The organism is Streptomyces sp. NPDC101118 (genome assembly GCF_044759445.1).
GTDB lineage: Bacteria > Actinomycetota > Actinomycetes > Streptomycetales > Streptomycetaceae > Streptomyces.
The window spans coordinates 35016-61379 of the sequence record NZ_JBIVZG010000026.1 but is presented as its reverse complement, the minus strand read 5'-3'; the positions used below and the strand labels follow the sequence as shown (position 1 = coordinate 61379).

At 73.9% G+C, this 26364-nt stretch carries 27 protein-coding genes; 14 read left to right on the top strand and 13 right to left on the bottom strand.

Annotation, left to right across the window (positions count from 1 at the left end; all coding sequences use genetic code 11):
• Positions 1–17: 17 nt before the first annotated feature.
• On the bottom strand, positions 18–179 hold the full coding sequence (locus ACIQUQ_RS31315; protein WP_403982699.1) for a hypothetical protein: 162 nt from the start codon (positions 177–179) through the stop codon (positions 18–20).
• 194 nt (positions 180–373) lie between these two features.
• Positions 374–1108, bottom strand: a complete 735-nt coding sequence (locus ACIQUQ_RS31310) for a DNA alkylation repair protein (protein WP_403982817.1) — start codon at positions 1106–1108, stop codon at positions 374–376.
• Positions 1109–1343: 235 nt separating this feature from the next.
• Between ACIQUQ_RS31310 and ACIQUQ_RS31305 the strand changes: the two genes are divergently transcribed.
• The 5 genes from ACIQUQ_RS31305 (at position 1344) to lnt (ending at position 5565) form a co-directional block, all read left to right on the top strand.
• On the top strand, positions 1344–2057 hold the full coding sequence (locus tag ACIQUQ_RS31305; RefSeq protein WP_403982696.1) for a TVP38/TMEM64 family protein: 714 nt from the start codon (positions 1344–1346) through the stop codon (positions 2055–2057).
• 95 nt (positions 2058–2152) lie between these two features.
• Positions 2153–3025 (top strand): undecaprenyl-diphosphate phosphatase, encoded by an 873-nt coding sequence (locus ACIQUQ_RS31300; protein ID WP_399957072.1) that lies wholly within the window; start codon positions 2153–2155, stop codon positions 3023–3025.
• Positions 3026–3146: 121 nt separating this feature from the next.
• Entirely contained in the window at positions 3147–3314 is a 168-nt protein-coding gene (locus ACIQUQ_RS31295; RefSeq protein ID WP_403982693.1) for a hypothetical protein, read from the top strand.
• Between the two features lie 156 nt (positions 3315–3470).
• Positions 3471–3968 (top strand): nuclear transport factor 2 family protein, encoded by a 498-nt coding sequence (locus ACIQUQ_RS31290; RefSeq protein WP_403666410.1) that lies wholly within the window; start codon positions 3471–3473, stop codon positions 3966–3968.
• Between the two features lie 31 nt (positions 3969–3999).
• On the top strand, positions 4000–5565 hold the full coding sequence (gene lnt, locus ACIQUQ_RS31285; RefSeq protein ID WP_403982691.1) for an apolipoprotein N-acyltransferase: 1566 nt from the start codon (positions 4000–4002) through the stop codon (positions 5563–5565).
• Here lnt and ACIQUQ_RS31280 read toward each other — a convergent pair.
• Positions 5510–6415, bottom strand: coding sequence for a Gfo/Idh/MocA family protein (locus ACIQUQ_RS31280; protein WP_403982688.1), 906 nt, complete (start codon positions 6413–6415; stop codon positions 5510–5512). The genes lnt and ACIQUQ_RS31280 overlap by 56 nt on opposite strands.
• An 82-nt stretch (positions 6416–6497) precedes the next feature.
• On the opposite strand from ACIQUQ_RS31280, the gene ACIQUQ_RS31275 reads away from it, so the two are divergent.
• Complete coding sequence (locus ACIQUQ_RS31275; protein ID WP_403982686.1) at positions 6498–7013, top strand: DinB family protein; 516 nt, start codon at positions 6498–6500, stop codon at positions 7011–7013.
• A 99-nt stretch (positions 7014–7112) separates the two neighbouring features.
• Positions 7113–7685, top strand: a complete 573-nt coding sequence (locus ACIQUQ_RS31270; protein ID WP_403982684.1) for a hypothetical protein — start codon at positions 7113–7115, stop codon at positions 7683–7685.
• Positions 7686–7717: 32 nt separating this feature from the next.
• Here ACIQUQ_RS31270 and ACIQUQ_RS31265 read toward each other — a convergent pair whose 3' ends face one another.
• The 7 genes from ACIQUQ_RS31265 to ACIQUQ_RS31235 form a co-directional block, all read right to left on the bottom strand.
• Complete coding sequence (locus ACIQUQ_RS31265; protein ID WP_403982682.1) at positions 7718–8221, bottom strand: hypothetical protein; 504 nt, start codon at positions 8219–8221, stop codon at positions 7718–7720.
• An 83-nt stretch (positions 8222–8304) separates the two neighbouring features.
• The gene (locus ACIQUQ_RS31260; RefSeq protein WP_403982814.1) at positions 8305–8973 is read right to left on the bottom strand and encodes a uracil-DNA glycosylase; all 669 of its coding nucleotides are present in this window, start codon (positions 8971–8973) and stop codon (positions 8305–8307) included.
• 97 nt (positions 8974–9070) lie between these two features.
• Positions 9071–10654, bottom strand: coding sequence for an ABC transporter substrate-binding protein (locus ACIQUQ_RS31255; protein WP_403982679.1), 1584 nt, complete (start codon positions 10652–10654; stop codon positions 9071–9073).
• 152 nt (positions 10655–10806) lie between these two features.
• Positions 10807–11571 carry an SDR family oxidoreductase gene (locus ACIQUQ_RS31250; protein WP_403982677.1) on the bottom strand — a complete coding sequence of 255 codons (765 nt, stop codon included), beginning with the start codon at positions 11569–11571 and terminating at the stop codon, positions 10807–10809.
• A 20-nt stretch (positions 11572–11591) separates the two neighbouring features.
• Positions 11592–12353, bottom strand: a complete 762-nt coding sequence (gene fabG / locus ACIQUQ_RS31245; protein ID WP_403666386.1) for a 3-oxoacyl-ACP reductase FabG — start codon at positions 12351–12353, stop codon at positions 11592–11594.
• 158 nt (positions 12354–12511) lie between these two features.
• Positions 12512–12895 carry a DUF3037 domain-containing protein gene (locus ACIQUQ_RS31240; protein WP_403982675.1) on the bottom strand — a complete coding sequence of 128 codons (384 nt, stop codon included), beginning with the start codon at positions 12893–12895 and terminating at the stop codon, positions 12512–12514.
• Complete coding sequence (locus ACIQUQ_RS31235; RefSeq protein ID WP_403982673.1) at positions 12892–13737, bottom strand: HipA family kinase; 846 nt, start codon at positions 13735–13737, stop codon at positions 12892–12894. Before ACIQUQ_RS31235 ends, ACIQUQ_RS31240 begins: the two co-directional genes overlap by 4 nt.
• 191 nt (positions 13738–13928) lie before the next feature.
• Here ACIQUQ_RS31235 and ACIQUQ_RS31230 point away from each other — a divergent pair, with 191 nt between their 5' ends.
• On the top strand, positions 13929–15734 hold the full coding sequence (locus ACIQUQ_RS31230) for a serine/threonine-protein kinase (protein ID WP_403982671.1): 1806 nt from the start codon (positions 13929–13931) through the stop codon (positions 15732–15734).
• Positions 15735–15752: 18 nt separating this feature from the next.
• Here ACIQUQ_RS31230 and ACIQUQ_RS31225 read toward each other — a convergent pair whose 3' ends face one another.
• A complete protein-coding gene (locus ACIQUQ_RS31225) occupies positions 15753–17147 on the bottom strand; it encodes an NAD(P)/FAD-dependent oxidoreductase (protein WP_403982668.1) in 1395 nt (464 codons plus the stop codon).
• Positions 17148–17280: 133 nt separating this feature from the next.
• A complete protein-coding gene (locus ACIQUQ_RS31220; RefSeq protein WP_403982666.1) occupies positions 17281–18012 on the bottom strand; it encodes a TetR/AcrR family transcriptional regulator in 732 nt (243 codons plus the stop codon).
• Between the two features lie 94 nt (positions 18013–18106).
• Between ACIQUQ_RS31220 and ACIQUQ_RS31215 the strand changes: the two genes are divergently transcribed.
• Entirely contained in the window at positions 18107–19741 is a 1635-nt protein-coding gene (locus tag ACIQUQ_RS31215; RefSeq protein WP_403982660.1) for an amidohydrolase, read from the top strand.
• A gap of 30 nt (positions 19742–19771) precedes the next feature.
• Here the strand turns inward: ACIQUQ_RS31215 and ACIQUQ_RS31210 are convergent, their stop codons facing one another.
• Positions 19772–20893, bottom strand: a complete 1122-nt coding sequence (locus ACIQUQ_RS31210) for a LacI family DNA-binding transcriptional regulator (protein ID WP_403982657.1) — start codon at positions 20891–20893, stop codon at positions 19772–19774.
• Between the two features lie 131 nt (positions 20894–21024).
• Here ACIQUQ_RS31210 and ACIQUQ_RS31205 point away from each other — a divergent pair, with 131 nt between their 5' ends.
• Genes ACIQUQ_RS31205 through ACIQUQ_RS31185 form a run of 5 tightly spaced genes read left to right on the top strand, consistent with a single transcriptional unit; the run spans position 21025 to position 26333 of the window.
• Positions 21025–22668, top strand: a complete 1644-nt coding sequence (locus ACIQUQ_RS31205) for an ABC transporter substrate-binding protein (protein WP_403982655.1) — start codon at positions 21025–21027, stop codon at positions 22666–22668.
• Entirely contained in the window at positions 22665–23618 is a 954-nt protein-coding gene (locus ACIQUQ_RS31200) for an ABC transporter permease (RefSeq protein ID WP_403982652.1), read from the top strand. The genes ACIQUQ_RS31205 and ACIQUQ_RS31200 overlap by 4 nt, the downstream gene beginning before the upstream one ends.
• The gene (locus ACIQUQ_RS31195; protein WP_403982649.1) at positions 23615–24517 is read left to right on the top strand and encodes an ABC transporter permease; all 903 of its coding nucleotides are present in this window, start codon (positions 23615–23617) and stop codon (positions 24515–24517) included. Before ACIQUQ_RS31200 ends, ACIQUQ_RS31195 begins: the two co-directional genes overlap by 4 nt.
• 5 nt (positions 24518–24522) lie before the next feature.
• Positions 24523–25506: an ABC transporter ATP-binding protein gene (locus tag ACIQUQ_RS31190; protein WP_403982646.1), complete on the top strand. Its 984-nt coding sequence runs from the start codon at positions 24523–24525 to the stop codon at positions 25504–25506.
• Positions 25503–26333: an ABC transporter ATP-binding protein gene (locus ACIQUQ_RS31185; RefSeq protein ID WP_403982644.1), complete on the top strand. Its 831-nt coding sequence runs from the start codon at positions 25503–25505 to the stop codon at positions 26331–26333. Before ACIQUQ_RS31190 ends, ACIQUQ_RS31185 begins: the two co-directional genes overlap by 4 nt.
• The last annotated feature ends 31 nt before the right edge of the window (positions 26334–26364 follow it).

The following is a 26364-nucleotide window of genomic DNA, read 5'->3' as shown; positions in this document are numbered from 1 at the left end:
GGAATGTCCGGGAAGGGTCAGCGTCGGGCGCCGTCGAAGGGCCACGCGGCGGTGGCGGCGGCGACCGCCGCGGCCGGAGCCGGGACCGGCGACGCGGTCGGGGCCCCGTGGGCGTGGAGGGCAGCCTTCGGCGCGTCCGCGTGGGCGGACGTCGCATCGGGGAAGGCGTGCCGGAACATGTCCCCGATCCTGCCGTGCGGCGCCCGCCGGGTCGAATGCTTTTCCGTCAGGAACCTTCCGGGGCCCGTCCGTTCGGGACCCGCCGGTTCGGGACCCTCCGGCCCGGGGCCTCCGCTCCGGGGCCGCCGGCCCGGCACCCGCCGGTTCGGCACCCGCCGGTTCGGCACCTGCGGGCACTCCGGGCCGAACGCGCTCAGAGGTTCTTCAGGGCCTCGCGCACCGACAGCGGCGCCAGCCGGTCGCGCGCCCCGGCGACGAACTCCCGTACCGCGTCCGGGTCGGTCTTGGCGTACTCGCGCAGGCTCCAGCCGATGGCCTTGCGGACGAAGAAGTCGGGGTGGCCGGCCTGGCGCAGGCAGTAGCCGAACAGCCGCCCGGTGTCCGTGGCCTCCTTGTAGCGGAGCTGGTGCAGCAGGGCCGTGCGCACCAGCCACAGATTCGCGTCCCCGCTCCAGTCGTCCATCACGGCCGGGAGCGCGGGGTCGGCGGCGACCAGCGGCCCGACGGTGTGGGCGGCCAGCAGGTCGACGGTGTCCCACCAGGGGACGGTGACGAGGAGCCGGCGCACCACCGGCAGCAGGTCCGAGGAACAGCGGCCGACGTACCGGCGCAGGTAGTCGACGGCGAAGTAGTGGTACTCGCGCTCGGGCAGCGCCCAGCAGCGCAGCGCGACCGCGGCGCAGTCGGCCTCGGCCGGGCGGGGCAGCCCCGCCAGGACGGCGCGCGACAGCTCGCGGCGGCGCGGGGTCGGGATGCCGAGGAAGGGGGCCACGCCCTTCATGTACGCGGCTGCGCCCGCGGCCCGTACGGGGTCGGCGGCGGGCCCGTACGCGGCCGTCAGCCGCTCCAGCACGGCGTCGGCCAGCGCGCTCGGCGGGGGCGTGACCGCACCGGCCGTGCCGTCGTCCGCAGTGCCCTCGCCCGCCACGCCCCGGCCCGTCGTGTCCCCGCCCGCCACACCCCGGCCAGCCGTGTCCCCGCCCGCCACACCCCGGCCCGCCGCCGCAGCGCCCTCCGGGTCCGTGCCCGCCGCGCCGGCGCCCTCCGTGTCCCGGTCGGCCGGGCCCCGGTACGCCGTCCCGACTTCCGTCCGTCCCGTGTCCTTCGGCCGCATGAGGCACAGATTACGGCGGTCCGACGGGTACGTCGGTTACTCTCCCCGGATGTCCGCCCCCGCCGCCGCTCCGGCCGTCCGCCCGGGCCTGCCCGCCCGCTGCGCCCGCGCGCTGCTCGCGCCCCGCGCCCGGCTGGCCCTGCTCGTCGTCCTGCTGGTGGCCGCGGGGCTCTGCGTACTCCGGTACGAACCCCAGCGGCTGCTCTCCGAGGGCTGGCCCCCGTCACAGGTCGCGGGCGCCGGCGCGGTGCTGCTCTTCGCCGTCGGCTACGGCGTGTGCACGGCCGCGTTCGTGCCCCGGCCGCTGCTGAACCTGGCGGCGGGCGCCCTGTTCGGGGCCGGGTTCGGGCTCGCCGCGGCGGTCGCCGGCACGGTCCTCGGCGCCGGCATCGCGTTCGGCCTGGGCCGGACGCTGGGCCAGGATGCGCTGCGGCCCCTGCTGCGGGGGCGCTGGCTGAAGGCGGCGGACGGGCAGCTGAGCCGGCACGGCTTCCGGTCGGTGCTGGCGGTGCGCATCTTCCCGGGCGTGCCCTTCGCGGCGGCCAACTACTGCGCGGCGGTGAGCCGGTGCGGCTGGCTGCCGTTCCTCCTCGCCACCGCGCTCGGCACGGTGCCGAACACGGCCGCCTACGTGATCGCGGGCAGCAGTGCCTCCTCCCCCACGTCCCCGGTGTTCCTGGCGGCGATGGGGTTCATCACCGCGTCCGGCCTCGGGGCGGCCGCGGTGGCCTGGCGCAAACGTCACCGGCTGAAGGCCGCCTGACCCTTCGGGGGACCCCTGTGGTCGGACGTCCCCCGTACGGGCCCTAGCATCGGACCCGAACTGCCCGACGATCACAAGGACGAGCGCACCCCGACATGAGCTGGTTCGAATCCCTAATCCTCGGTCTCGTCCAAGGGCTCACGGAGTTCCTGCCCATTTCCTCCAGCGGCCACCTGCGGCTGACGGCGGCCTTCGCCGGCTGGGAGGACCCGGGCGCGGCCTTCACCGCCATCACCCAGATCGGTACCGAGGCCGCCGTCCTCATCTACTTCCGCAAGGACATCATGCGGATCGTGGGCGCCTGGTTCCGGTCCCTGACGGACCGCTCGATGCGCTCGGACCACGACGCGCAGATGGGCTGGCTGGTGATCGTGGGGTCGGTCCCGATCGGCGTGCTGGGCGTGACGCTGAAGGACCACATCGAGGGACCCTTCCGCGACCTGCGGCTGATCGCGACCACGCTGATCGTGATGGGCATCGTGCTGGGTGTCGCGGACCGGCTGGCGGCCCGCGACGAGGTGGGCGGCAGGCACCGCGCGATCCGGGAGCGCAAGACGCTCAAGGAGCTGGGCGTGCGCGACGGTCTGATCTTCGGTTTCTGCCAGGCGATGGCACTGATCCCGGGCGTCTCCCGGTCGGGCGCGACCATCAGCGGCGGCCTCCTGATGGGGTACACGCGTGAGGCGGCGGCGCGTTACTCCTTCCTGCTGGCGATTCCGGCCGTGCTCGCGTCGGGCGCGTACGAGCTGAAGAGCGTGGGCGAGGGGCACGTCTCCTGGGGCCCGACGATCTTCGCGACGGTGATCGCCTTCGTCGTCGGCTACGCGGTCATCGCGTGGTTCATGAAGTTCATCACCACCAAGTCGTTCATGCCCTTCGTGATCTACCGGATCGCGCTCGGCATCGCCATCTTCGTGCTGGTCGGCACGGACGTGCTCAGCCCCCACGCGGGCGAGTCGGCCGGCTGACGGCCCGCCCACCGCTTCGCGGGGCGCGTCCGGGAACGTTCCCGGACGCGCCCCGCGTCGTTGTGCCCAGGGAGGCGGTTCGCGTCGGGGCGGCCGCCGGACGAGGAACCGGGGGTGCCCGATGGGCGGCCGAGTGGTGCTGGAGCGTTTCCCGGCGGGGAGTCCGCACGGGAGCTGGCCCGCCGAGGAGTACGCGGCGGAGCGGATGCGGGAGGGGGTGGCGGCCGAGGTGGTGATGGACCTGGCCACGGACGCCTTCCTGGTGGTGGTGCGGCAGCGGGAGCCGTGACGCCGGGGCGGGCGTACTGGCGTACGGGCCCCGGGTCGGGCGGCGGGGCAGCGGGCGGGCCTGCCGGCAGCCTCGCGCACCCGGTTCCGGCCAGTGCCGGAGACCGGTGGCCGCACGGCTCTTGGCCTCCGGGGCCCGCTGTCCCAGACTGACCCGATGACGCAGCGTGTGGACCTCGCGACGGTGATGGACCGGATGGCGGTGGACGCCGTGGTGACCGGGTACGCGGTGGCCGTGGACGACGGCGACTGGGTGGCGTACCGGGCCCTGTTCACCCGGGACGGGCGGGCCGACTACACCTCCGCGGGCGGGATCGAGGGACCCGCCGGTGAGGTGGCCGACTGGCTGGCCGAGACGATGCGGATCTTCCCGGTCCGTCAGCACCTGATCGTGAACCGGCGGGTGGAGCTGGAGGACCTGGGCGGTTCGCCGGGCGACCGTGCCGAGGTGCGCGCGGACTTCGTCAACCCGATGCGGCTGACCGACGGCACGGACGGCGCCGGCGGCCCGGACCTCTCCACCGCCCCCAATTTCGTCGCGGGGGGCCGCTACACCTTCGAGCTGGCCAGGACGTACGAGGGCTGGCGGCTGCGGAAGGTCACGGTGCACGAGAAGTGGCGGCACCTCGCCCCCGCCGGGGCGCCGGTCTCCTGACCGGGGCCCACACTGGGAGCGGAGGCGCCTGATGCGGTGGTGGCCCTGGCGGCGGTTCGCCGCCTCCCCGTGGTGGCGCGCGGGTGCCGCGTTCGCGGCCGGCGCGCTGCCCGCCCTCGCCTTCCCGGCGCCGGGGCTGTGGTGGTTCGCCTTCGTCGCCCTGGTGCCCTGGATGCTGCTGGCCCGCTCGGCGCCGACCGCACGGCGGGCCGCGCTGGACGGGTGGCTGGGCGGGGCGGGCTTCATCGTGGCCGTGCACCACTGGCTGCTGCCCAGCCTGCACGTGTTCCTGCTGCCGCTGGCCGGCCTGCTCGGGGCACTGTGGATCCCGTGGGGCGTGCTGGTGCGGCGGATGCTGGCCGGCCGGCCTCCGCCGGCGCGCGCCGCGTGCTCCCTGGTGGTGCTGCCCTCGGCCTGGCTGCTCTCGGAGCTGGTCCGGTCCTGGGAGGGGCTGGGCGGGCCCTGGGGGCTGCTGGGGGCGAGCCAGTGGCAGGTGCCGACGGCGCTGCGGCTGGCCTCGGTGGGCGGGGTGTGGCTGGTCAGCCTGCTGGTGGTGGCCCTCAACTGCGGCTGGGTGCTGCTGGTGTGCGGCGGCCGGCCGGCGCGGGCCGTCGCGGTGGGCGGGGCGACCGCCTGTGCGGTGCTGACCGGCGCGGTGTGGGCCTGGGCGCCGCGGCCCGAGCCGTACGAGGAGATACGCGTGGCCCTGGTGCAGCCGGGGGTGGTGGGCGGCGCGGACGGCGTGGAGCGGCGGTTCGCCGAGGGCGAGCGGCTGACCCTCGGGCTGGCGGGGCAGCGGCCGGACCTGGTGGTGTGGGGCGAGTCGAGCGTGGGCGCGGACCTGGCGGCGCGGCCGGACCTGGCCCGGCGGCTGGCGGCGCTGTCGGCGCGGGTCGGCGCACCGCTGCTGGTGAACGTGGACGCGCGGGCGGCCGACCGGCCGGGCATCTACAAGAGTTCGGTGCTGGTGGGTCCCGCCGGGCCGACCGGTGACCGGTACGACAAGATGCGGCTGGTCCCCTTCGGGGAGTACGTGCCGGCCCGGGCGGTGCTGGGCTGGGTGACCTCGTTCGGCAAGGCCGCGGGCGAGGACCGCAGGCGCGGCACCGAGCAGGTGCTGATGGAGCTGCGGGGGCCGCTGGCGGGCGTCCGGGTGGGGCCGCTGGTGTGCTTCGAGTCGGCGTTCCCGGACATGTCGCGCCGGCTGGTCCGCGAGGGTGCCGGCCTGCTGGTGGCCCAGTCGGCCACGTCCAGCTTCCAGGACAGCTGGGCGCCGGCCCAGCACGCCTCGCTGGCCGCGTTGCGGGCCGCCGAGACCGGCCGGCCCTTCGTGCACGCGACGCTCACCGGGGTGAGCGTGGTCCACGGGCCCTCGGGCGAGCGGCTGGGCGCCCCGCTGGGCACCGGGGACCGGACCGCCGCGGTGTACGGGGTGCCCCTCGCCCGGGGCACCACCCTGTACGTGCGGCTGGGCGACTGGCCCGTGTGGGGCGCCCTGCTGGTGCTGGCCGGGGTGTGCGCCGCCGAGGGGGCGCGGGCCTTCAGGAAGCCTGCTCCAGCGCTTCCCGCACCACCCGCTCGCACAGCTCGTGGGTGAGGAGGGCGTCCCGGGCGCTGAGGACCGTACCGAGCTCGACCGCGGCCAGGAAGGTGTCGACGATCTGCTCGATGCCGCGCTGGCGGGCCACCGGCACCCAGTCGCCGCGCCGGCGCACCGTGGGCTGGCCCTTGTGGTCGATCACCTCGGCCAGGTTCACGACCTGGCGCTTGGTGTCCTGCCCCGACACCTCCAGGACCTCCTCGGTGGAGCCGGAGAGCCGGTTCATGACGCCCAGCGCCGTGAAGCCGTCGCCGGAGAGCTGGAGCACGACGTGCTCCATGAGGCCGTCGCGGACCCGGGCGCGGACGCCGACGTGGTCGGCCTCGCCGGGCAGCAGGAAGCGCAGCGTGTCGACGACGTGGATGAAGTCGTCCAGCACCAGGCCCCGCGGCTCCTCGGGGAGCCCGACCCGGTTCTTCTGCATGATGATCAGTTCGCGGGGGTGCTCGGCGCACTGCGCGTAGCCGGGCGCGTAGCGGCGGTTGAAGCCCACCATGAGGGTCACACCGCGCTCCTCGGCCAGCTCCACGAGCCGGACCGAGTCCTCGTAGGCGTAGGCGAGCGGCTTGTCGACGTACGTCGGTACGCCGGCCTCCAGCAGCCGCGTGACGATCTCGGGGTGGACGGCGGTCGGGGCGTGCACGAACGCCGCGTCCAGGCCGCTCGCCAGCAGCGAGTCGAGGCCGGTGTGCCGGTGTGCGGCGGGGATCCTGAGCTGGTCGCCGACCCGGTCGAGGGTGGCGGGGGTCCGCGTCTGGAGGTGCAGGTCCAGTTCCGGGCGGGTACCGAGGACCGGCAGGTACGCCTTCTGCGCGATGTCGCCGAGTCCGATGACGCCGACCTTCACCTGGGGGCCTCCTGTGCACGTGGTGGGACGTGGGCAGCTTAATCCCTGGTGCGGTGCGGCACGTTGAACCAGGATGGCCGCCATGACGATCACCGAACGTGCCGAGCCCGCCACCACCGCCGACGAGCGCACCAGCCTGGAGGGCTGGCTGGAGTACCACCGGGCCACCCTCGCCCTGAAGTGCGAGGGCCTGACCGACGAGCAGCTGCGGGTGCGCGCCGTCCCTTCCTCCGAGCTGACGCTGCTCGGGCTGACCCGCCACATGGCCGAGGTGGAGCGCTTCTGGTTCCAGGAGATCACCCTCGGCCGGGAGGTGCCGGACCTCTTCTGTACGCGGGAGGACATGGACGGCGACTTCCACGTGACGGAGGCGGACGGGTACGCCGAGGCGGAGGCCGCCCGGCAGGAGGCCATGGCCCTGGCCCGGGAGATAGGCGCCGCGCGCCCGCTCGACTCGGTCTCCGAGGGCCGCCACCCGCGCTCGGGCGAGGGCTTCGACCTGCGCTGGGTGTACACCCACATGATCGAGGAGTACGCGCGCCACAACGGGCACGCGGACCTGCTGCGGGAGCTGATCGACGGCGTCACCGGGGAGTGACGGCGGGCGGCGTCACCCTGTGGTGACCGATCACCCGTGCGGGGTGTATTTCCGCTCCTGGTTTCCGTAACGGGGGCGGAGCACAGCAGAGTTGCGCGGGTGCACCCAACCCGAACGACGACAAGACTGCTGCTCGGAGTGGCCTGTGCGGTTTCGGCCGTCTCCGGCTGTGTGAACGTGAACCCCGTCGCCGTGCAGCCCGCGGCCACCGCCGGGCCTCCGGACGCCGATCCCCGGCATGCGCCGCGGGGCGGTGCCGGGGCGGCCCCGGTGGTGGTCCAGGCGCCCGCGCTGGAGGCGCTGGAGGCCGTACCGGCCGAGCGCCGCCGTGCGGACTCCGGGGACGGAGCCGCCGTACCGGACCGGGCGGAGCGGGCCGCCGGCGACCGGGCGGCCTCCGGGGCCGGGCAGGACGCCGCGGCGCCGGAGCCGGCGCCCGCGGCGGAGCCCGGGGCGGACGTGGAGCCGCCGCTGCCGCCCGCGGCGGAACCCCCCGGCCGGGAGCGCCCCGGCAACGGAGGCCCCCGCACGGGCGGCAAGGGGAAGCCGGACGCGCTGCCCGCGCAGGTGCCGGTCCGGCCGGCCGACGTGTGCGCGCTGGGGCGCAAGTACGGGCAGTGGAAGAAGGACAGCCCCGAGGGACGGATCTGCTCGGGGGTCTACGGGGAATAGCGCCTCCGGTCGCCGGGGGCGGCCGAGACGGGCTACCGCCCCTCGACGCCCCGCAGCCGGAGGTCGAGCCGCTCGATGGCGGCCCGGACCCCGTTGCCGTACCCGTCGTCGCCCAGCGAGCCGGCCGCGGCCCGTGCCCGGTCGAGGTGGACCCGGGCCGCGTCCGGTCGCTGGAGCTTGACGTAGTCGGCGGCGAGGTTGAGGTGGAGCGAGGGGTAGAGGGCGCGAACGGCCAGGGCCGGTTCACGGCCCGCGGGCCGCGCGTCGCCGCGGTCCGGCCCCACGTCGCCCAGGCCCTCCGCCGCGGTGAGGGCGCGGAGGTCCCAGGCGAGCTCGTCGGAGGGGTCGTCCTGCGCGTCGGCCATGTAGTGCGCCAGCGTGCACAGGTGGAGCGGGTCGCCCTCGGAGCCGATCTCCGTCCAGATCGCGGCCAGCCGCTCGCGCGCCTCGGCGCGGTCCCCGGCGTGCAGGAGCATGACCGCCTGGCCGATCCTGGTCGTGACCGCGTCCTCCGACCCCTGCTGCTGCTCCGTCACCGCGGCCTCCCGTGCGTACCACCCGTGTGATCACGCCGACGCTATCCGGCGCGGGCGGACTTGCCCCTCAGGCGCGGGCCGCGTCAGCCGAGGTTCGGGATCCGCCAGTCGATCGGCTCATGGCCCTGGGCGGCGACGGCCTCGTTGATCTGCGTGAAGGGCCGGGAGCCGAAGAACTTCTTCGCGGACAGCGGCGAGGGGTGGGCGCCCTTGACCACCACGTGGCGGGTCTCGTCGATGAGCGGGAGCTTCTTCTGGGCGTACGCGCCCCACAGGACGAAGACCGCCGGGTCGGGGCGGGAGGCCACCGCGCGGATCACCGCGTCGGTGAACTTCTCCCAGCCCCGGCCCTTGTGCGAGTTGGGCTCGGCCTCACGGACGGTGAGGACGGCGTTGAGCAGCAGGACGCCCTGCTCCGCCCACGGCATGAGGTAGCCGTTGTCCGGGACCGGCAGGTCCAGCTCCGCCTGCATCTCCTTGTAGATGTTGCGCAGCGACGGCGGGGTCTTGACGCCCGGCTGCACCGAGAAGCACAGGCCGTGGCCCTGGCCGGCGCCGTGGTAGGGGTCCTGGCCGAGGACGAGGACCTTGACCCGGTCGAAGGGCGTGGCCTCCAGGGCCGCGAAGACCTGCTCGCGCGGCGGGTAGACCGGCCCGTTGGCCCGCTCCTTCTCGACGAACTCGAGAAGCTCCGTGAAGTAGGGCTTCTCGAGTTCCTCGCCGAGGACGGGGAGCCAGGACTCGGGCAGCATGTCGGTCACGTCAACAACCTCCAGGACACGTTCAGTACGTACCCCAGAACCTACCGGCGAGCACTGACAACGCCGCCCGTGCCCCGGAATCCCTGCGTCACCAGCTCGTCTTGCGGTAAAGCTCCCACATCTGCATGACGGTCTGCGGGTCGAGGGCGCGCTCGCCGCCGCCGATGTCCTCGCCGGCCGCGACGTACAGCTTGCCCTGCCACAGGGGCAGCAGGCGGACGTCCTCGGCGAGGATCTCCTGGGCCCGCTCGAACTGCTTGCCGACCGCGCCGCGGTCGCCCTGACGGCGCGACTGGGGCAGCAGCTCGGTGGTGATCTCCTTGGCGTCGTACGGCGTACCGACGGCGTTCTCCTTGCCGACGAACGGCGCGATGAAGTTGTCGGGGTCCGGGAAGTCGGGGAACCAGCCTCGGCCGAAGACCGGGTACTCGCCGCTCTTGTAGCCCTCCTGGAAGACCTTCCAGGGCTTGCCCTCGATCGTGACCTCGAACAGCCCGCTGGCGTCGAGCTGCCGCTTGATCTCCTCGAACTCACCCGCGGTGGAGGAGCCGTAGCGGTCCGTGGTGTAGAAGAGGGTCAGCCGGACCGGGTCGGTGATCCCGGCCTCGCGCAGGATGGCCTTGGCCTTGGAGACGCTGGGCTGGCCGAAGCGGTCGTAGAAGGGCGTCTTGTGGCTGGCCACGCCCTTGGGGACCATCGAGTACAGCGGCTCGGCGGTGCCCCGGTAGATCTTGGCGACCAGCGCGCCGCGGTCGATGATCTGGGCGACGGCCTCGCGGACGGCGGGCTTGGCGACGGCCGGGTCCTTGGGGTTGAAGACCAGGTAGCGGATCTCCGCGCCGTAGCCCTCGACCACCTGGATGCCCTGCTTGCGGGCCTCCGCGCCCTGGAGGTCCTTGATCTCCTCGGCCGTGAGGCCTCGGTAGGTCGCGTCGATCTCCTTGGCCTTCAGCGCGGCGACCATCTTCGCGGAGTCGTCGAAGTAGGTGATCGTGACCGAGTCGTTGCGGCGGTTCGCGAAGCCCGTGTAGTCCGGGTTGCGCACCAGCTCGGCGCGCTTCTTGTCCTCGTAGGCCTGCAGCAGGTACGGGCCGGAGCCGGTGACCTTGCCGTCGGTGCGGAGCGCGTCGGCCGGGTACTCCTTGGGCGCGACGAGCGAGGCGGCCGGGGAGCCGAGCACGAAGGGGAACGTGGCGTCGGGGGTGCTCAGGTGGAAGACCACGGTCAGGTCGCCGCTGGTCTCGATGCGCTCCAGGGAACCGAAGAGGTCCTTGGGACCGACCTTGGAGTTGATCGTGCGGATGCGGTCGAAGGAGTGCTTGACGGCCTTCGCGTCGAGCGCCTCGCCGTTGGAGAACTTCAGGCCCTTGCGCAGGACGCAGCGGTAGGACTCGTTCGCGGAGTCGGTGAACTCGCAGCTCTGCGCGGCGTCGGGCTGGGGCTTGGTGGAACCCGTCGGGAAGGCGAGCAGGGTCTGGTAGACGTTCCGGTAGAGCTCCCAGGAACCGTCCCATGCGGCGGCGGGATCGAGGGTGCTGGGCGAGCTCGTCGTGCCTACGACGAGTTTCTGATTGCCCTTTTCGTCATCTTCCGAAAGCACGCCGCATCCGGCGAGCAGGGATATGGACGCAAGGGCCGCAGCAGTCTGCAGACATCTGGTCCGGTTGAACACGTGCACGCTCCTCGATCAACCACGGTTCGGCCGACCATACCGCAGTACCCCACCGTTCCAACCAGCAGGTTCGGTGGGGTACTTGATCATTTAGACGCCCTATTAGGGGTGCTTTTGCCACCCTTTAGCAAAGCAATCCGTCCGAATACCGGTCAGCCAACTCCGGCATTCAGAAAGATTCCCCCATCCACGACCAGCGTCTGTCCCGTGACCCATTCCGACTGGTCGGATGTGAGAAATGCGGCAGCTCCGCCGATGTCCGACGGAAGCCCCAGGCGGCCCAGCGGATAGGCCGCGGCGGCTTCCGCTTCGCGCCCCTCGTAGAGGGCCTGGGCGAACTTCGTCTTCACCACGGCGGGGGCGATCGCGTTCACCCGGACCCCCGGCGCCATCTCGTGCGCGAGCTGCAGGGTCAGGTTGACCATCGCCGCCTTGCTCATCCCGTACGCCCCGATGAACGGCGACGCGGAGACGCCCGCGATGGAGGCGATGTTCACGATCGCCCCGCCGTTGTCCTTCTGCCAGGCGTGCCAGGTGCGCTGGGCGAACCCCAGGGCGGAGATCACGTTGGTCTCGAAGACCTTCCGGGCCACCCCGAGGTCCAGGTCCGCCAGGGGACCGAAGACCGGGTTGGTGCCGGCGTTGTTCACCAGGAAGTCCACCCGGCCGAAGGCCTCCATCACCCGGTCGACCGCCACCCGCTGGTGCTCCTCGTCGTGGGCCTTGCCCGCGACGGCGATCACGCGGTCCGACCCGAGGCGCTCGACGGCCTCCTTCAGGGTGTCCTCGTTGCGCCCGGTGATGCAGACCCGGTCACCGCGGGCCACCAGGGCCTCCGCGATGCCGTAGCCGATGCCGCGGCTGGCGCCCGTGATGAGCGCGACCTTGCCGCTGTCCGTGCCGTCGTACGTCGTCATGCCGTACGCCCTCCCTTTCGTCAGTTGAGCGGGCCGCCGGCCACGTACAGGACCTGGCCGGACACAAAGCCCGCGTCGTCGCCGGTGAAGAAGGCGATGGCGTTGGCGATGTCGTCGGGGCGGCCGACGCGCTGGACCGGGATCTGGGTGGCGGCGGCGGCCTGGAAGTCCTCGAAGCCCATGCCGACGCGGGCGGCGGTCTGGGCGGTCATCTCGGTGACGATGAAGCCGGGGGCGACGGCGTTGGCGGTGACGCCGAACTTGCCGAGCTCGATGGCGAGGGTCTTGGTGAAGCCCTGGAGGCCGGCCTTGGCGGCGGAGTAGTTCACCTGGCCGCGGTTGCCGAGCGCGGAGCTGCTCGACAGGTTCACGATGCGGCCGAACTTGGCGTCGACCATGTGCTTCTGACAGGCCTTCGACATCAGGAACGCGCCGCGCAGGTGCACGTTCATCACCGTGTCCCAGTCGCTCTCGCTCATCTTGAAGAGGAGGTTGTCGCGCAGCACGCCGGCGTTGTTCACGAGGACCGTCGGGGCGCCGAGGGTGGCGGCGACGCGCTCGACGGCCGCCTCGACCTGGGCGGCGTCGGAGACGTCGCAGCCGACGGCGATGGCCTTGCCGCCCGCCGCGGTGATGGCCTCCACGGTGTCCTTGCAGGCGGCCTCGTCGAGGTCGAGTACGGCCACGGCGCGGCCCTCGGCGGCCAGGCGTACGGCGGTGGCGGCGCCGATGCCCCGGGCCGCCCCGGTCACGATGGCGACGCGCTGCTCGGTGGTGGACATGCTGGATCTCCTCGCCCTTGGGTGCGGCGCCCCGATGCCTGCGCGGTGCGGCGACATTCTCTGAGCAACCGCTTAGTAGCTTCAGCGTGGGAGACGCTAGAAGCCCTGGCACCCGGTGTCAACGGCACCGGGCGCCAGGGCTCCCGGACGGCGTCCGGTCAGCGCACCAGCAGGTCGAGCAGGCGTTCCACCTCGGCTTCCGGATCCGCCGTCAGGCCGGTGTGCACCGGACCCGGCTGTACGACGGTGCTGCGCGGCGCGATCAGCCAGCGGAACCGGCGCCCGGCGTCGTCGCCCGCGGCCTGCCCGGCCCGCTCGCCACCGGCGCACACCCCCTCGACGGCGTGCAGGGCGGCCCGTACGCCGACCACGTCGGCAGCCGGGTCCAGGGCCAGCAGCTTGGCCTCGTCCAGGTGGGTCCTGGCGGCCACGAAGGACTTGGCGCGGCAGTAGACCACCACGCCGGCGTTGAAGAGTTCACCGCGCTCCATGCGGGGAACCACCCGCACCAGCGCGTACTCGAAGACGTCCCGCTCGCTCACTTGCCTTCGCTCTTCTGCTTGATGGGGTGGGGCCACTCGGTCAGGTGGTCGGTCAGCCAGCCGGGCGGGCCCTGCGGGGCCTTGGCCGGCTTCTCCATGGAGATCCGCTCGTGGATGGTCGCGGCGCGCGGCAGCAGCGCGTCGACGTAGGCCCGGCGCACCTCGTCCGCGGTCGCGAAGCCGGGCTCGTCGGCCAGCCACTCGTCGGGCACGTCGGCGGCGACCTCATCCAGGAGTTCCCGGCTCACCTTGGGCGCCAGCTCGGCGGCCGCGGCCGCGATGTCGGGGCCCGCGGGGGCGAGCACGTGGTCGTGCGCGTTGTACGGCTTGGCCGAGGCGGCCTGCGCGGTGGGCCAGTTGTGGTGCCAGATCATCGTGGCGCCGTGGTCGATGAGCCACGGTTCCCCGTGCCAGACCAGCATGTTCGGGTTGCGCCAGGACCGGTCCACGTTGTTGATCAGCGCGTCGAACCAGACCACCCGGCCCGCCTCGACCGGGTCCACCTGGTACGCGAGGGGGTCGAACCCGATCGAGCCGGGGAGGTAGTCCATGCCGAGGTTCAGCCCGCCGCTCGCCTTGAGCAGCTCCTGCACCTCCTGGTCGGGCTCGCCGAGCCCGATGACCGGGTCGAGCTGGATCGTCACCAGCTCGGGCACCCGCAGCCCCAGCCGCTGCGCGAGCCGCCCGCAGACGACCTCGGCGACCAGGGTCTTGCGGCCCTGCCCGGCCCCCTTGAACTTCATGACGTACGTACCGAGGTCGTCGGCCTCGACGATCCCGGGGAGCGAGCCGCCCTCACGCAGGGGCGTGACGTAGCGGGTCGCGATCACTTCTGTGAGCATCCGCCCAGGCTAACCCTCCGGCCCGGCGTCGGGGCGCGGGCGGGGCACGCGGGGGCGCCCACGGCGGCGGGCCGGTGCGAACGCGACACCGGGCGGCCGGAATCGGCCGCGCGGACCGTCCCGGCACTGCCATGATGACGGCACTACGGCGGGCCGTGGCCGCTTCGCGGCCGGGCCCGGGAGGGGGCAGCGTGAGGCGCGAACCGGAGGCCCTGCGGGCCGGGGATCCCGTGCAGGTCGGCCCGTACCGGATCACCGGACGGCTGGGCGCCGGCGGGATGGGCTCGGTCTACCTCGGGCGGTCCCGGGGCGGCCGGGCCGTCGCGGTCAAGGTGGTGCGGCCGGAGCTGGCGGAGGACCCGGTCTTCCGGCGGCGGTTCGCCCGCGAGGTCAGTGCGGCGCGGCAGGTCAACGGGGTCTTCACGGCCGGGCTCGTCGACGCCGAACCAGACGGCGATCCGCCGTGGCTGGCCACGGCCTACGTGTCCGGACCGTCCCTGAACGACGCGGTGCGCGCACACGGCCCCTGGCCCGAGCAGTCGGTGCTGGCGCTGGCGGCCGGAGTGGCCGAGGCGCTGGAGGCCATCCACGCCCAGGACGTCGTCCACCGCGACCTGAAGCCGTCCAACGTGCTGCTCTCGCCGGACGGGCCGCGCGTGATCGACTTCGGCATCTCGGTGGTCGCCGACGGCGCGACGGACCTGACCAGGACCGGCTTCATGGTCGGCACCCCGGGCTTCATGTCCCCGGAGCAGCTCACCGGCGAGCCGGTCACCGCGGCCGCCGACGTGTTCGCGCTGGGCGCGCTCCTCACGTTCACCGCCACCGGTACGGGGCCCTTCGGCGCCGGTACGGTCTCGCAGCTGATGTACCGCGTCGTGCACCACGAGCCGGACCTCGGCGCGCTGCCGGCCCGGCTGCGGGACGTGGTCGGCAGGTGTCTGGCCAAGGACCCGGCGGCCCGTCCCACCGTGTCGGCGCTGCTGGAGGAACTGGCCGGCGACACCGAGGCCACCGCCGGAGACCGCTGGCTGCCCGCGGCGCTGGCGGCGCTGCTGTTCACCGGGCACACCGGGGGCGGGGCACCGGGCCCCGACGGGCCGCGGACGCCGACTGCGGTCGACCCGCGCACCCCCACGGGGGCCGACGCCGGTCCTTCCGCCGTCACCAGGACCACGCCGGCGGGGGTCCCGGGCCACGCCGGGCCCGCACCGGGTCCCCCGCAGCCCCCGGCCCCGCCGCGCGGCCCGGGCGGGTTCGGACCGGCCCCGGACGGGTTCGGGCCGCCGCCGGACGTACGGCCCCTGCCGCCCACCGTTCCGCAGGGACCGCTGCCCGGCCCGGCTCCGTACCCCCACCCGCACGGGCCGCGGCCCGCGTCGCGCGGCCGGGGCGCGGCCGCCGTCACCGCCGCCGCGGTCGCCGCGGTGGTGATCGGTCTGCTGGCCTGGCTCCTGCCGCGGGCCTGGGAGGACACGGGCTCGGGGAACGGGAACGGGAACGGACGCGACGACGCCAGGAACGGCAGCAGCCCGGCCCCGGAGACGTCGGCCTCGTGGTCGCGCGACGCCGCGCCCTCCGGCCCCGGGGCGTCGGCCTCCGGCCCCTCGGTGGCCCCGCAGACGGACCCCTCGCCCTCCGAGGAGGCCGGCCCCGGGGTGGTCGGAGCGTGGCGCGGCACCTACCGCTGCACCCAGGGCCTCACCCGTCTCGACCTGACCATCAGCAGGGCGGGCGGCAACGCCCTGCAGGCGGTCTTCGCGTTCTCGGCGCACCCCGACAACCCGACGGTGCCGACCGGCTCGTTCACCATGATCGGGTCGTACGAGGACGGGCGGATGGTGCTGCGCGGCGACCAGTGGATCGTCCGGCCGCCGGGCTACCTCACGGTCGACCTGGAGGCGGAGGTCACCGGCAGCAGTCCTTCCGTCATCAACGGCACGGTCTCCGCGGCCGGTTCCACCTGCACCACGTTCGCCGTGGAGCGGCAGAACTGACGCCCGAACCCGGGCGCCTCAGCTGTCGAAGCCGAGGCCGAAGCGGTCCAGGGTCCTGAGCCAGAGGTTGCGCCGGCCCTCGTTGCGGTCGGCGCGGGCCATGGACCACTTGGTGATGCCGATGCCCACGGCCCGTACCGGCTCGGGAGGGAAGGGGAGCGGCTTGCGGCGCACGAGGTCGAGTTCGGTGCGCTCGGTCCGCTGCCCGGCGAGCAGGTCCAGCATCACCTCGGCGCCGAAGCGGCTGGCGCCGACGCCGAGTCCGGTGTAGCCGGCGGCGTAGGCGACCCGCCCCTGGTGGCTGGTGTCGAAGAAGACGCAGAAGCGGGTGCTGGTGTCGATGGCGCCGCCCCAGGCGTGCGTGAAGCGGACGCCGGTCAACTGCGGGAAGGTGGTGTGGAAGTGCCGGGCCAGGGTCGCGAACGTCTCTGGGCGCTGGTCGTGTTCGGCGCGGACCCGGCCGCCGTAGCGGTACACGGCGTCGTAACCGCCCCACAGGATGCGGTTGTCGGCGGAGAGCCGCACGTAGTGGAACTGGTTGGTGCTGTCGGCGAAGCCCTGCCGGCCGCGCCAGCCGACGGACGCGAGCTGCCCGGCGGTGAGCGGCTCGGTCATCAGCGCGTAGTCGTAGACCGGGACGGTGTACGGGCGGTGGCGGCGCAGCAGGGACGGGTGGGCGTTGGTCGCCAGGGCCACGCGCCGGGCGGTGATCCGGCCGTAGGGCGTGCGCACCGCGATCGCGGCGCCCTGTTCGCGGAGCGAGAGCGCGGGGGTGTGCTCGTGGATGCGGACGCCGAGGGTGAGGCAGGCGCGCTTGAGTCCCCAGGCGAGCCGGGCGGGGTTGACCATGGCGACGCCCTCCTTGTCCCACAGTCCGCCGAGGAAGGTCGGCGAGTCGATCTCGGCGCGTACGGCGTCGCGGTCGAGCAGGACGGGCTTGCTGCCGTACCGGGCGGCGATCCCGGCCCCTTCGCGGAGGCCTTCGAGCTGGTAGGGCTCGGTGGCGACGACGATGGAACCGGTGCGCTCCCAGGCGCAGTCGATGCCGTGGCGGGCCACGGTGTCCTCGATGGCCTGGAGGTTCCTGTGGCCGAGCCGTTCGAGGCGGGCGATCTCCTCGGGCCAGCGCTGGAGGCCGTTGAACAGCCCGTGGGTCAGGCTCGCCTCGCAGAACCCGCCGTTGCGGCCGGAGGCGGCGCCGCCCGCCTCGCCGGCCTCGACGAGCACGACGTCGGCGGAGGGGTCGCGTTCCTTGGCGACGAGGGCGGTCCACAGCCCGGTGTAGCCGCCGCCGACCACCAGCAGGTCGCAGTCGGTGGCGCCGGTCAGGGCGGGGGCGGGCTCGGGCCGGTCGGGGTCGTCGAGCCAGAACGGGGTCGGTACGGCGTCCCGGAGCGAGGTGAGGTGGTCCATGGGGGCGGGCTCCTTCGGGTCGCGGAGGTACGGGCCTCCGGAGTGCCGCCATGAGATCTTTCCGAGCCGGATAAGGTCAATGGTGTTGTCATAAGGTGCGTACGACCACCTGCCGGCCTACCGTTTCCGCAGGTCAGCGTGGGTCTTGCCCCTCGTCCGAGACCGCCGTTTCCGGCAGCCGGGCCGCGGCTGCGTCCAGCAGCAGTTCCAGGGCGAACGGGTAGGCGCTGCCGCGCATGTCGGCGGCGAGCAGCGGGAAGGTGGCCGCGATGTTCGGGTGCGTGTCGGACGACAGCTTCCCGTACACGGCGTGCCAGACGTCCTCGTCGGCCTCCCGCGCCTGAGGGGGCAGCGCCAGGGCGGCGGCCTCCTGGGCGGCGAAGGCGAGGGCCTGGTCGACGAAGGCGTGGTAGAGCCGCACGGCCAGCGGGTCGGGGAACCCGGCCCGCCGCAGCACCCCGAGGATCGCCTCGACGGCCCGGGTCTCGTACGCGCGGCCGGTCGTGCGGTGTGCCGCGAGGGCCGCGGCGCGGGGGTTGGACTGGTACGAGGCGAGGATCCGCAGCCCGATCGAGCGGAGGTCGGCGCGCCAGTCGCCGGTGGGCCGCCAGCCGTCCTGGGCGCGCCCCACGAGTTCGTCGGCGATGGCCAGGAGCAGCGCGTCGGTGTTGCGGAAGTACCGGTAGATCGCGCTCGGGTCGGCGCCGAGCGCCGCGCCGAGCCGGCGTACGGACAGCGCGTCCGCGCCGTGCTGCGCGACCAGCCGCAGCGCCGTGTCGACGATCAGCTGGGCGGAGAGCAGGGCGCCCTGCTTGGTGGGCCTGCGGCGCCGCCGCTGTCCCTCGGGAACCACACGTTCGGCCATGGCCGGAACCTTATGACAACACCATTGACGTGTAAACGGCCGTCCCGCTTCCATGGCGTCCACCTCAACGACACCTCACGTTCTGGAGCAGCCCATGACCCAGGCCGATCTGGTCTTCACCGGCGGGCCCGTGTTCACCGCCGACCCGGCCCGCACCCGGGCGACCTCGCTCGCCGTCGTCGGCGACCGGATCGCCGCCGTCGGCCACGACGAGGTCCGCGAACTCGTCGGGCCGGGCACCGAGGTCGTCGACCTGCGGGGCAAGCTGCTGGTCCCGGGCTTCCAGGACGCCCACGTGCACGCCGTGTACGGCGGGTCCGAGCTGGCCGAGTGCGACCTCACCGGCACTGTGGGCGTCGCGGAGTACCTGGAGCGGATCCGGGAGTACGCCGACGCGCACCCGGACCGCGCCTGGATCACCGGCGGCGGCTGGTCGATGGAGAGCTTCGACGGCGGCCTGCCCACCCGGGCGCTGCTCGACTCCGTGGTGCCGGACCGCCCGGTGCTGCTGGTCAACCGCGACCACCACGGCGCATGGGCCAACACCCGCGCCCTGGAGCTGGCCGGCATCACCGCGGACACCCCCGACCCGGCCGACGGGCGCATCGAGCGCGAGCCGGACGGCGCTCCCAGCGGCATGCTCCAGGAGGGCGCGACCGCGCTGGTCTCCCGGCTGGCCCCGGCGAGTACGGCCGCCGACCGCCTCGCCGGGCTGCTCCGTGCGCAGGAGCTGCTCCACTCCCTGGGCATCACCGGCTGGCAGGACGCGCTGCTCGGCCCCTTCAACGGCAAGCCCGACCCGTCGGACGCCTACATGACGGCGGCCCGGGACGGTTCGCTGACCGCCCGGGTGACCGGCGCCCTGTGGTGGGACCGGGAGCGCGGCGGCGAGCAGGTCGGGGAACTGGTGGCGCTGCGCGAGAAGCTGAGCCACGGCAGGTTCCGCGCCGGCTCGGTGAAGATCATGCAGGACGGCATCGCCGAGAACTTCACCGCCGCCATGACCTCCCCCTACCTGGACGGCTGCGGCTGCGCCACCGGGAACAGCGGCCTCAGCTTCGTCGACCCCGACGCCCTGCGCGGGTACGTGACCGCCCTCGACGCCCTCGACTTCCAGGTCCACTTCCACGCCCTGGGCGACCGCGCGGTGCGCGAGGCGCTGGACGCGCTGGAGGCCGCGGTGGCCGCCAACGGGCACCGCGGCAACCGCCACCACCTCGCGCACCTCCAGGTCGTGCACCCGGACGACCTCCCCCGCTTCGCCCGGCTCGGCGCGATCGCCAACATCCAGCCGCTGTGGGCCGCCCACGAGCCGCAGATGGACGAGCTGACCATCCCCTTCCTCGGGCCCGAGCGCTCCGCCTGGCAGTACCCCTTCGCCTCCCTGGTCGCCGCCGGTGCCACCCTGGCCGCCGGCAGCGACTGGCCGGTGAGCAGCCCGGACCCCATCGAGGGCATCCACGTCGCCGTGAACCGGCGGAACCCGGACGCCACCGACGGCCGGGTGTTCCTGCCCGAGCAGCGCCTGGACCTGCCGACCGCGCTGGCCGCGTACACCGCCGGCACCGCGCACGTGAACGGGCTCGACGACACGGGCAGCCTGCGCGCCGGGCACCTCGCCGACCTGGTGGTCCTCGACCGCGACATCCTCACGGCACCGCCGGAGGAGATCGCCGAGGCCCGGGTGGAGCGGACGTACGTCGGCGGCGCCCTCGTCCACGGGAGCTGACCCGCCGTGTCCCGCCGACCGGTGGCCGGCTCACCCCCCGTCCGGGCGCAGCGAGGACGCCCGTACCTCCAGGGAGGTGGGCACCAGCACGCCCGACGGTTCCTCGCGGCCCTGCTCCAGCGCGGCCACCAGGAGTTCGATGCCGGCCTCGGCGATCTCGCGGGGGCGCAGGCTGAGCGTGGTCACCGGCGGAACGGTGTGTGCGGCGGTCTCGTCCTCGCTGACGCAGACCACCAGCAGGTCGCCCGGCACGTCGTAGCCGTGGCGGCGGGCCGCGTCCAGCACGAGGGGCGGGCTCGCCTCGGCGACGACGAGCAGCGCGTCGGGCCGCCCGGCGGCGGCACCGGGAGGAGGCGGGCCGCCGCCGGCCGGATCCGCGGCCCCGCCCGTACGGTCCCCTCCCCCGGTCAGGACCGCCTCGACGGCCCGGACCACCGGTCCGTTGCCGATCTCGCCGGCCAGTTCGGTCCGCTCGGGGGCGCCGTGCCGGGCGCACCAGTCGCGGTAGCCGGCCAGCGCCCCGGCGTGGAAGCCGGTGGTGCTGTCCGGCAGGATCAGCGCGGGCCGGCGGGCCCCCTGCGCCGCCAGGTGGTCGAGCACCTCCCGGACGGCCCGTGCCGCGTCGACGTCCACCCAGTGGGCACCGGGCCGCCCCTCCACGGAGCGGTCGCTGAACACCGGGATCCGGGCGGCGAGCAGGTCCTCGACGATCCGGTCGTCGGCCACCGGGTCGGCGACGATCACGGCGTCGAGTGGCAGGTCGGCCCACTCCTGCTGGAGCGAGCCCGAGGGCAGCAGCACCAGGGCGTAGCCCCGGCGGAGCGCCGCCGCGGCCGTCGCGCTGGTCAGCTGTGCGAAGTACGGCGACTCCAGGAAGGTCCAGGGGGCGCCGGCGAACTCCCCCACGACGTACCCGATCAGCCGGGCCCGTCCCGCGCGCAGCTGGCGCGCGGTGGCGTTGGGCCGGTAGCCCATCCTCCGCGCGGTCTCCCGCACCCTCTCCCGGACGGCCGGCGAGAGCCGCCCCGTGCCGTTGAGGGCCGCCGAGACGGTGGTCTTCGACAGGCCCGCCTCGCGGGCCACGTCGACGAGCCGGACGCGGGGCGGAATGGGCGGCGAGGTGTGCCCTCCGGGCCGTGCAGCATCGGTCATGACGTTGATGCTGCCACCCTCGCGACCTGCGCAAAACCGTTCCCGCAAAGCCTTGTGCGGGAACGTTCCCGCATCAATACTCGCTCCATCCCCCAGCGCCCGTCACTACACCCGTAAAGGGGTGGGTCCCCATGCGCATGCCCAGAGCCCTGACATCGCTCCTCTGTACCGCGGCCCTCGCGGCCACCGCCACCGCCTGCTCCGGCGCCAAGAACCCCAACGGAACCGGGACCGGCACCGGCCCCGCCTTCCAGGTCACCCCGACCTCCGCCCCTGCCAAGGGCCCGCTGGACTCCCTCACCTGGTCCCTGTACGCCGAGCCGTACACCCTCGACTACGCGCTCGCGTTCGACTACCCGCCGAACACCGTGCTCGCCAACGTCTGCGAGCAGCTCCTCCGGGTCACCCCCGAGGGCAGGATCGAACCGGGCCTGGCGACCGGCTTCCGGCAGACCGACCCGCGCACCGTGGTCTTCACCCTGCGCCCGGGCGTGAAGTTCCACGACGGCACCCCCATGACGGCCGACGACGTGGTGGCCTCCCTCAAGCGCCACATGGACCCCGCCACCGGCTCCCCCTGGTCCTCCTCCTTCAAGCGCGTCACCGGCATCGAGAAGACCGGCCCGCTGGAGGTGACCATCCGCCTCAACCGGACCGACGTGCTGCTGACCGAGCTGATGGCCGCCTCGCCGGGCACCGTCGAGAGCGCCGCCACCCTCGCGAAGTACGGCAAGGACTACGGGACCCCCAAGGGCTCGGTGAACTGCACCGGCCCGTACGCCCTCGACAAGTGGGCCCAGGGCGACAGCATCACCCTGAAGAAGAACCCGGCCTACTGGGACCGGAAGCTGACCCCGAAGACCGGCACGGTCCGCTTCACCTTCATCGAGGACTCCGCCGCCCGCACCAACGCCTTCCTCTCCGGCACCGCCGACGGCGGCTACCTCGTGCCCTCCACCTCGTACGGGCAGCTCAAGTCGAGCGGCAAGGGACAGCTCCTGTTCGGCCCCAACACCGCCGCCGCCGACCTCTCCGTCCTCAACTACGAGGGCACCCTCGGCGACCTCAAGGTGCGCCAGGCCCTCTCCCTGGCCCTCGACCGCAAGGGCATCATCAAGGCGGCCGCCGGCGGCGTCGGCGTCCCCGCCAAGGCGCCCGCGGCGCGCGGCGCCTGGTCGCTCGTACCGGAGAAGACGGCCGGCTACTTCGACGCCCTGCCGGAGCCCGAGTACGACGTCGAGAAGGCGAAGAAGCTGATCGCCGAGGCCGGCGCCAAGGGCAGGAAGGTCACCATGGTGACCAGCCCGCTGGCGGCCGAGATCAGCGTCGTCGCCAACGCCGTGCAGGCCGCCGGCCGGCAGATCGGCCTCGACGTCGAGCTGAAGACCGTCGCGCCCGACGCCTACAGCTCCCTCTTCGTCGACCCCAAGGCCCGCGCCGGCTACGACCTGCTGGTCACCAACGGCTACATCAACACGCCCGACCCGCTGGAGTTCTACCAGTACCTGCGCACCGGCGACTTCGGGAACTACGGCAACTGGTCCAACGACGAGTTCGACTACGTCTTCGACCGCGCCAACGCCGAGACCGACCCGGTCAAGCGCTCCGACCTCACCGCCCGGCTGCAGAAGATAGCCATGGCCGAGCTGCCGGTCATCCCGCTCTACGAGGCGCCGTACCCGGTCTTCCTCGGCAAGCGGATCACCGGCGCCCCCACCGGCATCCAGCAGCTGTACTACCCCTGGGCCGCGACGATCGGGGCAGCGCAGCCATGACCCGCTACCTCGTCGGACGGCTCCTCGGCCTGGTGACGGTGCTGTTCGTGACCTCGCTCCTGGTCTTCGGCGCCCTCCACCTCGCCCCCGGCGACCCGGTGTCCTTCCTGCTCCACGGCCGCCCCGCCACCCCGGAGACGGTGGCCGCGCTGCGCGACCAGTACCACCTGGACGACCCGCTGCCCGTGCAGTACGCGAAGTGGCTCGGAGGCGTCCTGCAGGGCGACTTCGGCCGCTCCGCGCAGTACCACCAGGACGTCGCCGACCTGCTGGGCTCCCGGCTCCCCGGCACGGCCCTGCTCGTCGGGTACGCCGCCCTGCTCGTCACGGTCCTCGGGGTGGGCGCCGGCCTCGTCGCCGCCCTCCGCCCCGGCGTCGCCGACCGGACCGTGCTGCTCGGCACGGGCGTGGCCACGGCCACCCCGTCGTTCGTCACGGCCATCGCGCTGGTCTCGCTGTTCTCCGTGCAGCTGGGCTGGTTCCCGGGTCCCGGCGGCACCCCGGAGGGGTTCGGCGACCGGCTGTACCACCTGACCCTGCCGGCCTTCGCCCTCGCGCTCACCTTCGCCGGCCTGCTGGCCCGGGTGACCCGCTCCGCGATGCTCGACGAGCTGGGCCGCGACCACGTCGAGGTGGCGCGCGCCCGCGGAGTCGCCTCCCGGGCCGTGGTCCGCCGGCACGTGCTGCGGAACGCGCTCGCCCCGGTGGTCACGGTCGGCGGCACGCTGCTCGCGTCGCTGCTGATCAGCACCTCGATCGTGGAGACCGCCTTCGACGTCCCCGGCATCGGCTCGCTGCTGGTGCAGTCGGTGACGGCCAAGGACTTCGCCGTCGTGCAGGCCGTCACCCTGCTCAGCGTCACGGCGTTCGTCCTCGTCAACCTCGTCGTGGACCTGGTCGCCCCGCTCATCGACCCCCGGCTGTCCCTCCACGGGGAAGGCACCTCATGACCCTCACCGCACCCCCGGCCTCCGGCGCCCCCGGCGACGCGCTGCGCCGCCGGCCCGGCCTGGGCGGGCTGCGCCGGCTGGCGGCCCTGGGCCAGGGCCCGCTGTTCGCGGCGGCCCTGACCGTACTGGCCCTGCTCGTCCTGGTCGCGCTCCTCGCGCCGGTGCTCGCCCCGTACGATCCCGAGGCCGTCGACCTGTCGGCCAGCCTCGCCGGCACCTCGGGCGACCACCTCCTCGGCACCGACCAGTCGGGCCGCGACATCCTGTCCCGGCTGCTCCACGGCGCCCGGACCGGCCTGCTCGGACCGCTGCTCGTGGTCGGCGTCTCCACCCTGCTGGGCACCCTGCTCGGCGTGGTCGCGGCCTGGCGCGGCGGCTGGACCGACACCCTGCTGTCCCGTTCGATGGACCTGGCCTTCGCGATACCCGGGCTGCTGCTGGCCATCCTGCTGGTCGCCGTCACCGGCCCCGGGATGACCGCGCCGGTGATCGCCATGGCCGTCGCGTACACCCCGTACGTGGGACGGCTGGTACGCGGCATCGCCCGCCAGGAGAAGGCCCGCCCGTACATCGAGTCGTACCGGGTGCAGGGCTGGTCGGGCTGGACGATCTGCCTGAGGCACCTGCTGCCCAACATCGCGCCCACCGTCTTCGCCCAGTCCGCGATGAACTTCGGGTACGCGCTGATGGACCTGGCCGCGCTGTCCTTCCTCGGCTTCGGTGTGCAGCCGCCCACCGCCGACTGGGGAGCCATGATCAACGAGGGGCAGGCCGCGATCCAGCAGGGCGCGATGCTGCCGGCCCTCGCACCGTCCGTGTGCATCGTCCTCGCCGTCGTGGCGTTCGGTGTCGTCGGCGAGGGACTCGCCGACCGGATCGCGAGGCGGGAGGAAAGGTGAGCACCATGAACGACGGGACGCCGGCACCGGTGCTGGAGATCGACGGGCTGGGCATCAGGCTGCCCGACGCAAGGGCGGCCCGCCCCATCCTGGACGGCGTCAGCCTGCACGTGCGCCCCGGGGAGACCGTGGGCCTGGTCGGCGAGTCCGGCTCCGGCAAGTCCGTGGCGTGCCGCAGCGTCCTCGGCCTGCTGCCCGCCGGCGCTACGGCGAGCGGCGAGGTCCGGGTCGGCGGCCGGGACGTCCTGACGATGAACCGCGCCGAACTGGCCGCCCTGCGCACCCGCCGGGTCTCCATGGTCTTCCAGGACCCGCGGGCCTGCGTCAACCCGCTGCGGCGGGTGGGCGACTTCCTCACCGAGGGCCTGCGCGCGGCCGGGGTGCCGGCCGCCCGCGCCACCGCCCGGGCCGAGGAACTCCTCGACGCGGTCGGCATCCGCGACCCGCGCGGGGCGCTGCGCCGCCACCCCCACCAGTTCTCCGGCGGCATGCTCCAGCGCGTGGTCATCGCCGCGGCCCTGGCGGGCGAGCCCGCCCTGATCGTCGCCGACGAGCCCACCACCGCCCTCGACGTCACCACGCAGGCGGAGATCATCTCGATCCTCACCCGGCTGCGGGCCGAGCGCGGCACCGGCCTGCTGTTCGTCACGCACGACCTGGAGCTGGCCTCGGCCATCTGCGACCGGGTGTACGTGATGTACGCGGGCCGGATCGTCGAGACCCGCGGCACGGACGAGCTGTTCGACCGGCCGCGCCACCCGTACACCGCCGGGCTGCTCGCCTGCACCCCGCGCATCGAGGCCGGCGCCACCGCCCCGAGGCCCATCCCGGGCCGCCCGGTCTCCCTGGCCGAGGCACCGCCCGGGTGCGCCTTCGCCGCGCGCTGCGCCCACGCGCTGCCGCGCTGCGCGGCGGAGGCGCCCGTACTCGCCCGGCACGGCGGCGGTCACGCCGCGTGCCACCGCGCCGACGAAGGGATCACGCTGTGACCACTCCACCGACGGCGACGGCGGCCCCGAGGGGGCTGGTGGTCGAGGGTCTGTGCAAGCGGTACGGGGACCACACCGCGGTGGACGACGTGTCGTTCACCCTTCCGCCCGGGGGCTCGCTGGCCCTGGTCGGCGAGTCCGGCAGCGGCAAGACCACGACGGTGCGGATGCTGGTCGGCCTCGAACACCCCGACGCGGGCGCGGTCTCGCTGGACGGCCGGGACCGCTCGGCCCGCCCGCGCGGCCGCGCGGGGCGGCTGGCCCGGGCCCGGGAGATCCAGATGGTCTTCCAGGACCCGTACCTGTCGCTGGACCCACGGGTGCCGGTGGCCGGCTGCGTCGACGAGGTGCTGCGCCTGCACACCACGCTCGACACCGCCGCCCGCCGGGCCCGGGTGAGGGAACTCCTGGGCCAGGTCGGCCTCGGCGAGCGGGAGGCCACGGCACTGCCGCGCCGGCTGTCGGGCGGACAGCGGCAGCGGGTGGCCATCGCCCGCGCCCTGGCGGTCGAGCCGCGGGTGCTGGTCCTCGACGAGGCGGTGGCGGCGCTGGACGTGTCCATCCAGGCGCAGATCCTCGACCTGCTGGCCACCATCCGCCGGGAGGCGGGGGTGGGCTACCTCTTCGTCACCCACGACCTCGCCGTGGTGCGGCACATCGCGGACGAGGTGCTGGTCCTGAAGTCGGGGCGGGTCGTGGAGTCCGGGCCGACGGGCCGGGTGCTGGACGCGCCGGAGCACCCGTACACCCGGCTGCTGCTCGACTCGGTGCCACGGCGCGGCTGGAACCCGGCCGCGGCGGCCCCGGTCAGACGGGCGCTGGGCTGACGGATGGCTGGCCGGACGGGTGGCTGGGCTG